At 45.1% G+C, this 14,532-nt stretch carries 8 protein-coding genes; 2 read left to right on the plus strand and 6 right to left on the minus strand.

Annotated features, from left to right (window positions below):
* Positions 1-8: 8 nt before the first annotated feature.
* Both KFO40_RS05845 and KFO40_RS05850 read left to right on the plus strand, forming a co-directional pair.
* Positions 9-2,471 carry a DUF4906 domain-containing protein gene (locus KFO40_RS05845; protein WP_248005559.1) on the plus strand — a complete coding sequence of 821 codons (2,463 nt, stop codon included), beginning with the start codon at positions 9-11 and terminating at the stop codon, positions 2,469-2,471.
* Between the two features lie 5 nt (positions 2,472-2,476).
* Positions 2,477-5,656 carry a DUF4906 domain-containing protein gene (locus tag KFO40_RS05850; protein ID WP_120144851.1) on the plus strand — a complete coding sequence of 1,060 codons (3,180 nt, stop codon included), beginning with the start codon at positions 2,477-2,479 and terminating at the stop codon, positions 5,654-5,656.
* A 233-nt stretch (positions 5,657-5,889) separates the two neighbouring features.
* On the opposite strand, the gene KFO40_RS05855 is transcribed toward KFO40_RS05850, so the two are convergent.
* From KFO40_RS05855 to KFO40_RS05880, 6 genes are all read right to left on the minus strand, one after another.
* The gene (locus tag KFO40_RS05855; protein ID WP_117809747.1) at positions 5,890-7,377 is read right to left on the minus strand and encodes an MBOAT family O-acyltransferase; all 1,488 of its coding nucleotides are present in this window, start codon (positions 7,375-7,377) and stop codon (positions 5,890-5,892) included.
* Positions 7,364-8,314, minus strand: a complete 951-nt coding sequence (locus tag KFO40_RS05860; RefSeq protein ID WP_192918806.1) for an SGNH/GDSL hydrolase family protein — start codon at positions 8,312-8,314, stop codon at positions 7,364-7,366. The genes KFO40_RS05855 and KFO40_RS05860 overlap by 14 nt, the downstream gene beginning before the upstream one ends.
* Complete coding sequence (locus KFO40_RS05865; protein WP_211146188.1) at positions 8,268-9,659, minus strand: SGNH/GDSL hydrolase family protein; 1,392 nt, start codon at positions 9,657-9,659, stop codon at positions 8,268-8,270. The genes KFO40_RS05860 and KFO40_RS05865 overlap by 47 nt, the downstream gene beginning before the upstream one ends.
* 223 nt (positions 9,660-9,882) lie before the next feature.
* Positions 9,883-10,176, minus strand: coding sequence for a PG0541 family transporter-associated protein (locus KFO40_RS05870; RefSeq protein ID WP_008023018.1), 294 nt, complete (start codon positions 10,174-10,176; stop codon positions 9,883-9,885).
* Positions 10,177-10,190: 14 nt separating this feature from the next.
* Positions 10,191-13,349, minus strand: coding sequence for an efflux RND transporter permease subunit (locus KFO40_RS05875; RefSeq protein WP_015531715.1), 3,159 nt, complete (start codon positions 13,347-13,349; stop codon positions 10,191-10,193).
* A 114-nt stretch (positions 13,350-13,463) separates the two neighbouring features.
* Complete coding sequence (locus KFO40_RS05880) at positions 13,464-14,501, minus strand: efflux RND transporter periplasmic adaptor subunit (protein WP_008645763.1); 1,038 nt, start codon at positions 14,499-14,501, stop codon at positions 13,464-13,466.
* Positions 14,502-14,532: the final 31 nt, after the last annotated feature.

Below are 14,532 nucleotides of genomic sequence, written 5' to 3' on the forward strand. Positions count from 1 at the left end.
ATATGAAAATGAGAATAAGATATAGAATACTGGCATTGGCCGCGGCCGCGCTCCTGTCGGGCTGCGCCAAAGAGTCCGCTGTGATGAACCTGCCTGAAACGGAGAAAGTGACCGTACAGATAAAGACCAAAGCCCTTACCGGCAGCGTGGTGGAGGGAGTGACCATAGAGAAAGTGCGTTTCATGCTCTTTCAGAATGAGACATTATTAAATAATTATACCACTTCCAACGGGACGCTGAACATTGACGACAGCGGGTTGTTCAATCTTGCTGTCAGCCCGGGAGTATATTATTTCGCCGCCATCATCAACGAGACGCCCGAACTGACGGAGAAACTGAATGCCGTGACGAAGCGTACGGATATCGACGGCGCCGGATTCGACTGGCAAAGCAGCGCGCTGACCTCCGGCAATATGCCGTTGGCCAATCTGGGAGAGATAAAGATTCAACCGGGAACGACGTCCGGACAAGGAATGGCGCAACTGCGCCCCGTATACAATTCGGAAGGCGGCAGATACAAAGGTGATTTCACGACAGCATCCACAACCGCAAGCATCGATATGCCCCGCGTGATGTCGCAAGTATCCGTGTTTTTGCGACAGGACGATGCGGTGACGGAAGAAATAAAAATCAGCAACGTGCAGGTTAGCAATATACCGCGTTACAGTTATCTGATAGACCAACAGGATACCGACAATACCAATCTGAATCTTTTCAACGGTCCCGAATTTACAATTTCCGCATCCGGGGGAGGCAAAGAGTACAACGGCAAACAGTACCACCCCTTTCCTACCGCCATTATTGCGGAAAAATCGTTCTATAAGGATGGAGCAGACGACGAGACAAAAGCCGCCGACCCAGATTATGCCGCTTATATATTTATCAACGCAACCTACGGGGGCATACCCACTACGTACAAGATACTGCTTCGTGAAGGAGATGCTAATTTCAGGCTCCTTCGTAATACCAATTACAATGTGTATGCTACAATTAAGCAAATAGGCAGCAAAGGCATCTATGTGGTGATTGAACCTGTCAAACTGTACAATATCGCGGTTAATTGGGCTCCGGTGGAAGGACTGGTCATCGTGAGTGACCGGGAGGCGGACTTCAACAAGAATGTCAATGTGTGGAGTGACTACACGGCTTATTCCGGCATACTTAAAGTATATAAAGGCGACGCCTACCACGATGCCCTGTTCAAATACGGCAGCCTGATAGCTACCGGTAATGATGCTACGGCTACTACAGAGCAGGAGTTCACTGCCCCGACGGCTGTTGAAACGACCAACGATGTAATTTGGTATCCCGGAAATTTCAATGTGACGGGTATCGGTAGCTGGAATGATGTCCCTTATATCACGGATGCGAGCAATATCCCGTCAGGGAATACGCTCGAACTGGTAGCACAGGGTAAGGGAGATCCCTGTCGTCTGGCAGCATTATCCCCTCATCAGATAGGTGTGGAAGGGAAGGTAGACAACCAACAGTGGCACATGGCCAATTCTACCGAATATGCCATATTGATGAAGGCAGCCAACGGGGCAGAAAGTAAAAATGATAATGGATACCGTTCTTTTCATGAACTGCTGATACCCAACGTCAAGTACCGCAATGAAAGCGGAGTGCTGGTTTCCTCCCATAATTACAGGGGAAACTATTGGAGCACGGAAAGCAACAAGGCATTCTCCTTCGACAGCCGGAATCCGACAGCAGCAGCACTCGACGCAGCCGCTCCCGGACAAGGATATACCGTTCGTTGCGTAAGAAACAGCATTCCTGAAGCTCGTATAACAATCAATCCTCCTACTTCCGTAGACTATAAGGGGGCAGCCGTCAACGGACTTCCTTTCTATATAGACAGCAACGTGCCATACTGGAAAATGGAACTTATCAAGAGCGGAGACCACGTAGGAACCTCCATCGATTTCGATGACTTCTCATTCAAGCCTTTAGCCATAGGAGTGACGCACGAAATCGAAGGTTCTTATACCCAGACTCCCAAAGCGTACATTGCGCGCAGAGAATCAAGAAACGAAGACCGTACTTTTGGAGTAAAATTCACTTCCATGCACTTCACTGGTGAAGAGAATACTTATTATTTCACTATAAAACAGAATGGATATAGCATCAGCGGAAAACTAAGTATCAATAATCTGGAAGATAATAATAGAATTAAAAAAGAGGGAGGCAAGTATACCATACATATTAAACTCACTCCTGATGACGTACCTATGCCTGTAGGGGCTGAACTTAAAGTTCGATATACCTATCTTGGTGCTTCCCGTGGTGAAGAAAGCACAATCGCCACCACTATAAATGACAACCAACGTGAATATGACGTGGAACTGAACATCCTCCCTAATAATACGCCGGATGTTATCGGACTGGTATTTCATGTATACATGAACGAAAAAGGCAGTTTGGGATATCGCGAGATAACATCAGATTCTTATTACCAAAATAATTAGTGACAATGAAAAACAGAATAACAAACATAATCATAGTAATGGCAATAATGGCTCTGACCTCATGTGTCAGAGAAGAACTTTTGTCATCCTCCCGCAATGGAGAAGAAGGCGAAAGCGTAAAAGTAGAACTTAGCTTTAAGATACCTCCGGCTTCGAGTCCGCAGGAACTACAATCGAGAAGTATGTCCACTGATAATGCTTTCTCTGTAGAATTCTTCAAAGAGGCGTCTCTGACAAAAACGCGGTCGGGTGAGGTGGCAGAGCTATATAATCTGTGGTTATTTCAGTTTCATAGTGACGGCTCCATACATGGTTCGCCCCAGCAAGTATCCGACCAGGTGACGATGGTAAACGAAATGGCTCTATTAAACGTCACGCTACGTGTAGGTACTGACCAGACACTCTACATTGTAGCACTTGGCAAAAAAGTAACCGTAGCGAGCAATCTGATGGAAGTACGGACTATCAAGGAACTTGAAAACCTGCAACTGGACTATGTCGACAACAGAAACGGACTCTATTATTCGCGGATAACCAATGAGAGCGAAATCCCATACGCCGGAGCCGCGAAAGGTATCAGCGTAAATAAAACAGGAAATAGCGACAACGGTGAGATTGTTTACGGCACACCTGATGGTTTCTCCGGTGGCATAGAAGTCAAACGTCTGGTATCACGCATCACACTGAAGCACAAATTCGATGTCACGGAAAACACGCTTGAAGGCATGAGACTGCTCAAAGTACCAACCAAACTGTGTATCAATCCCGCATCAGCAGATAAAGACGTAATAGACAATATCCCGATGGCAGACCTGGAAAGCGACAATGCTTTCGGGGATGCGGACAAGGACACGGATGGTTTCTTCACATCGCAATGGTATGTTGCGCAAAATAAACAAGGAACCATATCAGATATAGTATCAGAAAGAGACAGATATCGGAAAGTGACTGACGGATCGGGAAAAGCACCCGAAGCCGGCACAAATATCGAAGCGTGGTCATATTCTAAAAGTGACCGAAAGCTCTATACAGTTCACCAGATATACGTTGGAAATAACAACACAAACAATTTCGATGTGGAAATAAACAGCTACTATGATCTTCGAACAATCATCAATTCTGTAGATCTTAATGACGGACGTATCCGCTCCTACACAGCCGTCCAGAAAGTTTATCTTTCATCCTCTTCCTATCCCACAAGCAGCGGAAGCGGAACTGGAACAATAACCGGAAAAACCAATGTATATTTTGACGCTCACTACGGATGGCGGCCTGTTATCATCTATGCACAAGGGCGTAAGGTGACTGTCGGCATTTATAAGGATGCACAATGTACGCAATTAGCCAACATGAACTCTGCAACGGAAAACTGGCTTCAACTGTCAGCATACCCCAATTATACGGAGGTGGTACGTAATGGTGGCGCAAATGTGCTCACAAACCAGATAGAAACTAATATTTTCGTACCGACACGGTTCAAACTATACCTATATGCAGACGAGTATATCACTGACGAGAATGGAGTGATTACAGACCCCGAATTCGATAGAAACAAGGTTTATAATGCTGCTACAAACTACCTGCCGACCAATTTCGTATCTGAACGAACTCTCTATGTAAAAGTAACGACCGAAGATATTACCGCTGAAGGAACCTCCCAAAAACGAGAAGGGAAGTATACCATTAAGCAAAAACAAGGACATTATGTCGGTCTATTTGGCGGTGAAATAGAGAATGGACAATACACAGAGGGACTCATCATTGATGCATTTAATGAGAATAATTTCCAAATTGACGATGAAATAGCAACAGCATTCTACATGTACTCCGGATATTATAATGTCATGACCAATTATGTATGGAAGGAAGGAGAAGATCCCGAGACAAACTACCGCAGTTTTATGAACGGCAAGCAAGCAACATTCAATTTAGCAACAAACCCTAAGAACTATGTTGTTAATAATGGGCAAGAAAGCATCATTCCACCTATGCGGAAAATCAATGGTAATATAGATTTATATCAATATAATTACTATAATAGTTTCCAGGCAAGATTCTGTCATGATTTAAACAGAGATAAAAACGGAAACGGTGTGATAGATTATCTACCGGATGATCCTGAAAAGAATGAATTTGAATGGTATTTGCCATCCACATATCAGGCATTCGGGATACTGACCTCCGCAGGAACTATTATTTATGATGCCCCGAACGCATTAGCATTGGAACGTAATGCAACCCTAGCTACCGGTTGGATGATGGAGGGGGGAGGCTGGTATTCCAGCAACACAGGTAAAAACAGTTGGAAATGGGTTCGTTGTGTCAGAGACATACCTGTTCCTCCAGAAAGAAAAACAGGAACCAAAGTAACCACATATATAGACAATGGAGACACCTATGCCCTGATAGATTTATCAACTCTGCCTTACGGAATCACAGATAGAACCACTGCAGAAGGGAAAACCGAGCTATATGAGGAACTGGACCTATACAGTTATTCTACAAAAGGTACGGAATATGACCCGGAGAACCCTCAAAAAGATGCTTCCCAACCATTAGGTAAAAAAGTTTTCCGCGGAAGAAAAAATTATCCGCCGAGTAAGACTACTACTACCGTCACACTCCAAACTTTAGTGTCCTCTTTTTCTTCACCAAGATTTATCGTATCACCTACAGACGTATATAATGATGGCGACACGAAAAGTAACTCTGCAAGCAGTATACTTCAAGACACTGAAGGTACTCCACAATCCAATAGTATCACAATGACTTGGGCTGAAGCGAACGGAAGACTCAATACTGCCAATAGTCAAGGCTGGAATATCCCATCAAAAGCAATGAATACCGGATGTTATGCCTATAAAGGTAAGAGCGGGAAAGACGAGCCCGGAAGTTGGCGCGTGCCAAATAGTCGAGAATTATCCATGATTTTAGTATTCGCTCACGAATTAGAACGGTTTTCTTCAGAAACAGGTTTTCAGAAGTTATACGAGGCAAAAGCGGCGAATTATCTCAGTAATGGATATTGGAGTTCCACAGAACAAAGTTCTACTTTATACTCTCTAGACAAAGCCACGAGTGGTCTTATTGATGTAAATTATGGTCTTACTATATACGAAGGTGCTAATAAAACCTCTACAGATAAAAATCGGCTACGTTGCATCAAAGACATTCCGTTGAATTAGCAACAGCAAAGCCAATCGATATTCTATAATTTCTCTAATAAGTCTACCTTTGCCATACAACAGTGCAGGGGTAGATTTATTAGAGAAACTTATTGGAAACTTCATTTCCGCATTTTAACCAACAATTTGTTCCTCACCGAGAAACTGTAGTTTCCTCGGTGTGGAAACACTTGTTTCTCGGTGAGAAACGGATTCTTGGTTTTAAACCAATGTACAAAAGTAAATTCAACTAATTAGAATTGGAAATATATGAACGGCTGAATCTCCGAACTCTTCATCTGAATAACCAGATAAATCAAAGCTACCATCAAAACAGCTTTTCCTACGAAAGGCAAACGGATCACTCCTCGACAAACTGCATTTTCCCAACTATCGGGAGCAAAATGAAGCAGGAAGCCAAGCAACATCAACGCAAACACTTTCCAATATCCTTCTAGTAATTGCGGGAACAGTTGCGGACGGAAAGTGGTGAATATCTGTCCCAGCATATCCATTGAATTCTGGAAATCGGCATTGCGAAAGAATATCCAGCAGAAGCAGACAAAATGGAAAGTGATAATTACTCCAAACACACGGCGCCAACCGTGACTCTCCTCTCCTTTCTTACGTCCGGTGATTGTCATCCACATTTTATGCAATGCTAAAGCAACACCGTGGAAGGTTCCCCACAGTACGAAATTCCAAGATGCACCATGCCACAGACCGCCCAAGAACATGGTAATTATCAAGTTGAGATATTGCCGGAATTTACCTTTTCGGTTTCCTCCCAGAGAAATGTATAAATAATCTTTTAGCCAACTGGATAAAGAGATGTGCCAACGACGCCAAAATTCCGTAATAGAGGCAGACTTATAAGGTGAATTAAAGTTGAGATTGAAATGGAAGCCTAATAATAAGGCGATACCGATAGCCATGTCGCTATATCCGGAAAAGTCACAGTAAATTTGCAAAGCATAACCATAGACTCCCATCAGATTCTCAACACCGGAATAGAGAGTAGGATTGTCAAAAATACGTTCCACAAAGTTGATACTGATATAATCGGATATGATGGCTTTTTTGAAAAGACCGGAAACGATCAGAAAAATTCCGCGTCCGAACATTTCCTGCGAGACGAATAGGGGTTTCCGGATTTGCGGGATAAAGTCGCGGGCACGCACGATAGGTCCTGCCACCAATTGGGGGAAGAAAGATACGTAGAAGGCATAGTCCAAAAGATTGGTCAATGGCTTTATTTCCTTTCGGTAAACGTCGATGGTGTAGCTCAATGACTGGAAAGTGAAAAAGGAGATGCCGACCGGCAGGAATATATCGAGAGCGGTAAATTCTCCTCCCATCAATGACGCAATCACTCCACCCAGAAAATTGGTATATTTGAAATAGACAAGAAGTCCTAAATTAACTCCCAAACTCAAAGCGACCAATCCTTTACGTTTCCAATAACCCTCTGCACGATCCATAAGTTGCGCAAGGAAAAAGTCGGCAACGGTGACTATGGCAAGCAGGAAAAAATAGGTGCCGCTACTCTTATAGTAAAAATAATAGGAGAAGAGAGTAACAAACATGATACGGGCGGTGTATTTGCGTTGTAACAACACATACACCACCATGAAAGCAGCGAACAACCAAAGGAAAATACCGCTGCTGAATATCATTGGCGCTTGCGGATCGTAGGTAAGTACCTCTTTCAGTCTACTGAAATCTATATCAATGGGAAACATAGTCATTATATGCTTTGATAAGTGCTTGGTATAATAAATTTCCTTGCAGGATGTATCCTTCGGGTAAATAATGTACATGATCGGGGCGCATCAGTTTTGCGTCTGTCCAGTTCGTGCAGGCACGGCGCTTCCCTCCGACTACATCGTACATATCCCACACGAGCAGACGATGGTCTTTTGCATAACGACGAATGGTTTCCGCTGCTGTCGCTGTACGTGGATTGATGGCATACGTGCGTCTACGCCTTCGCTGCCGGAAACTTTCATAAGAACCGGGAGGGGTAGTCAGAAGAATGGGTACGTTAGGAAGACTGTCGCGCAACAGTTTCACCAGTTCATCCATCTGATTGTAGTGCACATTTATATTATAACGCCGGTTATGGCTTTCATTGGTTCCGAAAGAGAGAATCAGCAATTCGGGCTTCAGGGCGGCGATTTCGGCAATACGATCCGGATGGGTAAAGGTAAGGCAAGTAGCTCCGTTGACGCCTTTATCTATATAAGAAACAGCACCGAAAGTTTCTGTCAAACGGGCACCGGTGGTTTGAGGGTAGATATGCCCACGTACATGGCTGTCGCCAATATGAACGATGCGGACTGTATCTTCGGAGAGTCCGGCACGCACTTGGCGGAGATGTTCGAAGACGGGAGCCAGCAGAGCGATGCTGTCAATAACTTCGTTCCGACCAGTTTCGCGGAAAGCTGAAGGGAAGGATATTTGTACAGTGATCGTATCATTCGCCCAGTTCATTTCCCGTAAGGGCTTTATAAGTTTTGCGGTCTTTCCCAGTGGAGGACATACAGGTATACGATCTTGTGCGATTGCTTCCGCAAGGAAACAAGGAACACTCAACATACCGGCGAGAATAAGAATAAAGACAGACTGCAGATTATTCTTGCTCATAAGCACGCCTCCTGTCGTATTGTTCCTTACCATAAATCATCGTTTCATAAAGTAGTCCCGCCAAATGCTTGCCGCCACGGAAATTTATATGTGTATAATCGTAGTTTGCCATAGAGGGTTTGGCATGAACGAGTTTTGCCATGCTGCCCTCTCCGCCCATTGCTTCAAACATATTCCAGAATGCAATGCCGCTTTCAGCAGCAATGTTCTGCTGATAACGAATCAGATTCTTCACACCGGGCATGGTACGAAGTTCACCGTTCTCGTTTTTAGAATCACGGTCGCCGACGCTCAACAACAGGATTCCTGCTTGTGGGAAACATTCTTTCAAATGCTCGATAGCTGTGAGCAGTCCTTTTTGATAGTTATCATAATTACGTCCCCGTTCGGTAGCTACATTCAAACCATATTCGAGGATAATAAGGTCGTAAGGACGTTGACGGTTAAACTGTTTCAACATCTGTGGAGGAATGCCCCGCAGAGAAAGACCGGAACTGCCACGCAACGAGAAGTTGTCGAGAATGATTCCTTTCTTTCCATCCATTGCCAAACCATAGAACAATGTAGAGTCTGCACGGTCTACTGTCCAACGGATAGAGCCGATGCGCCCGTCCACCTGGATTTGCTGCAATCCGTCGGAAGGGCCTAATGAATAATTCTTGTTTTCTCCTTTGTTCACACGGGCAGAAAGGAGGACGGAGTCTCTGCTATGGAAGAAGATGGAGGCACGCTGGCAAGTATCGAGCAGGGAGGCATATTTATTTTGCCCGCGCAGTTCTACATAAGCTCCGTTGCGGGGAACGAAATAATGACCGGATATGCCTTGTTTCTTCTTATCGAAATAGACACTGTCTGTTACCGCATGACTGGACCATCCGCCAAACGTATGTCGCACCGTAGGACGGTAACCGCTTGTCATGGAAGTGATGGTAACAAAACCTACACCACAACCGCCGAATTGTTTCTGAAGCATTTCGCGTAAGTCAGCCGTAAAGATATCCGCTTCGATAAAGGAATCTCCGAATACGGCAATACGCACCTGTTTGTCATCGGAGTCATCGGAAGAGACACGGTCGAGTGCTTTATAAAAAGGAGTCATCCCCCGGAGAGTGGAATCACTGTAATCTTCAATGCAAGTCATACCTGTACGACAGGTATCTACAAAGGCAGGTTTTACAACAGGAGGCAAAGGGATGCTGTCCGAATCAGCTGCGGCAGTCTCTGATTCCGGATAACGAAGGTCGCTCAAAAGGTCTACACGCCTCATCGTGTGCCCGTCAATAGTCAGCGCCGGAAGCCAATGAAGCCCGAGTAAGACTGCAAACACAATCAGTACGAACCACAACGAATATTTCAAATAATTCTTTATTATCTCCATCTTTACAAGTAGATATAGGCACTATTTTAGTTCTTGTTTTTACCCGGTGCCGAGCTACCTCTTCCTCGGTGCCGAACCATCTCCTCATCGGTGCCGGAGGAGGCCTTCATCGGTGCCGGACATTTTCAGGCTGCAAAGATAGAGAAAAGCAATAAAAAAGAAGGGAGAATCTACATTATTTATGAGATTCTCCCTTTTTACTTATTTACATGCCGGACATCGGTCAGATCGTCCGTTCAATGTTCCACACAAATGCACGCAAACCTAATTGTTCGGTTTCCAAGTCCATTATATGCAAGGTGTCGAGCAACGGATCGACTTTGCTATCGTCTACTATCGTCAAGATAGCCGAGCACATACTTGGCCAGGCATGGCTTCCGAAATGCGGATCGCCTGTTTTCGAACCACGTCCCTGTACTTTCTCAAGGTACGTAAAACCACGACAACCCAAACGGTCGAGTAATGCCATGATTCGTTCGTAATAAGCCTGATCGAATGTTATCAATACTGATTTCATATTTCTTTTCTTTATTATTTCTTAATAATACTGTCTTTATTCGCCTGGAAGTAAACATCCAATTCACGTTGACGACGGAGCTTACGACGACGGTTCTTAATACCTGTTCCTGCAAATACACAATATAGAGTAGGAATCAAAATCAATGTCAAAACAGTAGAGATCGTCAAACCACCGATTACGGCAATCGCCATCGGACTCCACATTTCAGAACCCTGACCGCCACCGATAGCCATCGGAATCATACCAAGAACGGTAGTGGCAGTGGTCATCAATACCGGGCGGAGACGGCTCTTACCAGCGGTTACTACAGAGTTCAACACTGCCAGTCCACGTTCGCGACAAAGGGTGATGTAGTCGATAAGCACGATACCGTTCTTCACCACAATACCAATCAGCATGATACCTCCCAACAAACTCATGACACTCAATGTACTGTTCGTAAAGAATAGTGCCATCAAGACACCGCTAAAAGCAAACGGCAGGGAGAACATAATAATGAACGGATAGGTCAGTGACTCGAACTGTGCTGCCATCACGATAAATACGAGCACAACAATCAGGATGGCAAGTGTTCCCAAATCGCGGAACGAATCCTGCTGGTCTTCGTATGAACCGGAAATCTGAATGGTGACATCTCCCGGAAGATCCATTTTATCTATCACCTTATTACCGGCAGCTACTACGTCGCCCAACGGAGCACCGGAGATTACTGCGGAAACGGTTACAATACGTTCGCGGTCTTTACGTTCAATAGTAGGAGGCGCGAAACGTTCGACTACCTTTCCGACATCTTTCACACGAACGGATTGTCCTTGCGCATTGTAAATGAGAATATTTTCGAGACTTTCCAGACTTGTACGGAATTCAGGCGCATAACGCACTTTGATATCATACTCATCTCCGTCTTCACGATATTTAGACGCTACCGCACCATTGACACGGTTACGCAGGTAGTTACCGGCAGTTGAAAGATTCAAACCATGCATTGCCAGTTTTTCACGGTCAAAGTCTACCTGATATTCCGGCTGATAATCACTACGGCTGATATTTACCTCGGTCACACCTTTCACTTTCAGCAATTCACGTTTCAGACGAGCTGCCACGCTGTCGGTTACCGTCATATCATATCCGTAAACCTCAAAGTCGGCACTAGCCTGTGCGGACATACCTGTGTTGCTACCTCCGAGGATTACCTGTGCTTTACTGAATTCCGGATAGGCTTTCAAATCTTCACGCATCTCATCACAGACTGCTTCCAAAGTGATATCACGATCGCCCGGATCCACCAAACTGATGTTGAACGAAATAATATGCGACCCGTTGTCCTGCATAGATGCCCAGGTATTATCAGAGTCAGCTTGGCCGACTGTATAGTTACAGACTTTCATGATGTCTTTATACTTCGTCAGCCATTGGTTAGTCAACTTCTCTGAAAGTTCCTGCGCTATCTCTTTTCGTGTACCGATCGGCAGCTCCAACTTCACGGCAATACGGGCGTTATCCTGTGCCGGGAAGAACTCCGTACCGATACCCTTTGCACACATTAAACTGATAACGAAGAAAGCAATACATCCCACAATGACAATCGGACGATGACGTACAGCCCAGTTCAGCATCTTCGCATACCAGGTATCGAGCCCGTCGAGTGCTTTCTCTATCGGAGTAAAGAAGAGCTTGAACATCTTCGATGGTTTCTTCTGCAAACGAAGCAACTGGGAACAGAGCATCGGAGTCAAAGATAGTGCGGCGACCGTAGAAATAAACATGATGGCACACATCATCCAACCCAACTGTTTGAAAAGTACACCGGACATACCGCTTACCATTGTCAACGGGAAGAACACGGCAATCATGGTCAGCGTAGAAGCGACTACAGAAATTGCCACCTCATTTGTTCCGTGCACGGCTGCCTGTTTCGGATCGGAGCCACGCTCGATATGGGTCGTTACGTTTTCAAGTACCACAATCGCATCATCCACTACCATACCGATAGCGATAGAAAGTGATGAAAGCGAGATGATATTAATCGTATTTCCACTAATCGCCAGGTAAATGAACGAGGCAATCAACGAAAGCGGAATGGTGATACAGATAATCAATGTAGCACGCCAGCGTCCCAGGAAAAGGAACACGACGATGACAACGAAGAGCAAGGCATAAACAACGGTTTCCGTCAAACTGTCGATGGTGTTCAAAATGTTGTCGGAGGTATCAACAATGACACCGATCTTCACGTCACTCGGCAGGTTCTTCTGAAGCCTCGGCAATGCGTCGGCCACTTTCTTGGAGATTTCTACCGAATTGGCTCCCGACTGTTTCTGAACAACAATCATCGCACCTTGCACACCATTGTTATAGGTTTCCTGTGCACGTTCTTCCACAGTATCGACGATTCGGGCTACATCACGCAAAAAGACATTTGCCCCATTATGCGTACCTACCACTACGTCTGCCAACTGTCGGGAATCATCGAATTCACCTTCTACACGCAACGCGTATGTTTCACTACCGATATCGAAGTTACCACCGGGAATGTTCTTATTCTCGGCGCCGATAATGGAACTGATTGTTTCGATAGTCAGGTGATAGGCTTCCAGTTTATTGGGGTCGCAATAGACCTGAATCTCACGTTGCGGCGCACCACTGATAGACACGGTTCCGACTCCCGGAATACGCGCCAGCGGGTTTACCACACGGTCGTCCAATATCTTATAAAGGGCTGACTGACTTTCATTGGCCTGTACGGAAAGCAGCACGATAGGAATCATGTCCGTACTAAATTTGAAGATGATCGGATTCTCGACATCATCGGGAAGCTGCGAACTTACCATGTCGAGTTTATCACGCACATCATTGGTCAGAACGTCAATATCGTTACCAAACTCGAACTCCAATGTAATCAATGACATATTCTCGGAAGAACGGGAGGTAATATGTTTCAGGTTGCTCACCGCGTTCAACGTATTTTCGAGCGGGCGAGTCACATTATTTTCTATATCCGAAGCACTTGCTCCGGGATAAGCGGTCATTACCATGATTGTATTCGTGTCAATGTCCGGATACAAGTCGATAGGTAACTTGGACAAAGAGAAAAGACCAAAAATCACCACTGCCAGGAAGCAGAGGGAGGTCATAATCGGTTTCTTAACCGCGCCTTCGTATAAACTCATGTTATTTTATTTAAAAGCCTCTCCCTGCTCCTCTCCCCAAAAGAGGGAGCCGGAAGATCGTTTTGAAATCAGGTTAATTAATAAAAGCATCGGGCGAAAGGTACTGAACACCTCTTATTTGGAAGAAGACTGGGAAGAGGCTTCCACCTCTACTTCCATACCATTCACCAAACGTGACTGTCCGGCAACTACCACCTGTGAGTTATCCGGTACACCGGATTTCAACTCATACTCCGTACCCATGCGTCTACCCAGTTCGACCTTATTATAAGATACTTTACCGTCTTTATAAACGAATACATAACGGTCACCGGAACCTGCCTGCTTAACGATTGCCAAATCGGGAACAACGACGTTTTCTGCTGTACCGAAGTTCAATGTCGCACGGGCAAACATTCCCGGACGCACACGCTGGTCTTTATTATCCAGTCTGATCTCTACCTGGAATGTACGGGTAGTGGCATCTATGGTAGGGTAAATCAGATTGATGGTTCCTGTAAATACTTCATCGCCATATACATCGAGTTTCACGTCGACAGGAGTACCTTTTTTCACTTTCGTGAAGTAGGTTTCGGACACGTTAATCAGGAGTTTCACCGGAGTGATCTGTTCTACTACAAGTACGGGTTCTCCACCGCTGTACATATCGCCATTATCATAGTTGCGTGCAGTGACCACACCGTTGATAGGGCTTTGCAAAGAGGTATTCTCCAGCAGATTCTTATAAGCGGTTTTCTTCACATCGAGTTGCATCTTCGAAGCATCCCACTCTGATTTGGACGCACCGCCCACTTTATATAATTCGTCAATACGGTTGAATTCTATTTCCTGATTATCTAGTTGCAGCTTCGTCTGTTTCAGGTTGGCTGCATCCATCTGCACAAGTTTCTGGCCTTTGGATACGCGGTCGCCTACTTCCACAAAAATCTGGTCGATACGTACGGGAGACGAAGGGGCTATATTATTCTTTACTTCAGCTTCCACCGTCGCTGTGTAATCTTGTATTTGATCTACGGGACGGGCTTTTACGTCTGCCAGCTTCACAATGGGCTTCGCGTCCACATGTTCCGCAGCCGCTTTGTCTTTTCCACCTGTACATGAGCCCATAAACACAGTTAACAGCAGGGCTACCAATTGGATACTTCTTTTCATATTCCTTAATTGTAATTTTTTAGTTGTCTAT

The sequence above is a fragment of the Bacteroides sp. 1001302B_160321_D4 genome, assembly GCF_015667765.1.
Classification (GTDB): domain Bacteria; phylum Bacteroidota; class Bacteroidia; order Bacteroidales; family Bacteroidaceae; genus Bacteroides; species Bacteroides xylanisolvens.

Coding starts and splice junctions, on each gene's coding strand:
- KFO40_RS05850 (WP_120144851.1), top strand. CDS start 2,477: ATGAAAAACAGAATAACAAACATAATCATAGTAATGGCAATAATGGCT.
- KFO40_RS05870 (WP_008023018.1), bottom strand. CDS start 10,176: ATGAAATCAGTATTGATAACATTCGATCAGGCTTATTACGAACGAATC.
- KFO40_RS05880 (WP_008645763.1), bottom strand. CDS start 14,501: ATGAAAAGAAGTATCCAATTGGTAGCCCTGCTGTTAACTGTGTTTATG.
- KFO40_RS05875 (WP_015531715.1), bottom strand. CDS start 13,349: ATGAGTTTATACGAAGGCGCGGTTAAGAAACCGATTATGACCTCCCTC.
- KFO40_RS05845 (WP_248005559.1), top strand. CDS start 9: ATGAGAATAAGATATAGAATACTGGCATTGGCCGCGGCCGCGCTCCTG.
- KFO40_RS05865 (WP_211146188.1), bottom strand. CDS start 9,659: ATGGAGATAATAAAGAATTATTTGAAATATTCGTTGTGGTTCGTACTG.
- KFO40_RS05860 (WP_192918806.1), bottom strand. CDS start 8,314: ATGGTAAGGAACAATACGACAGGAGGCGTGCTTATGAGCAAGAATAAT.
- KFO40_RS05855 (WP_117809747.1), bottom strand. CDS start 7,377: ATGTTTCCCATTGATATAGATTTCAGTAGACTGAAAGAGGTACTTACC.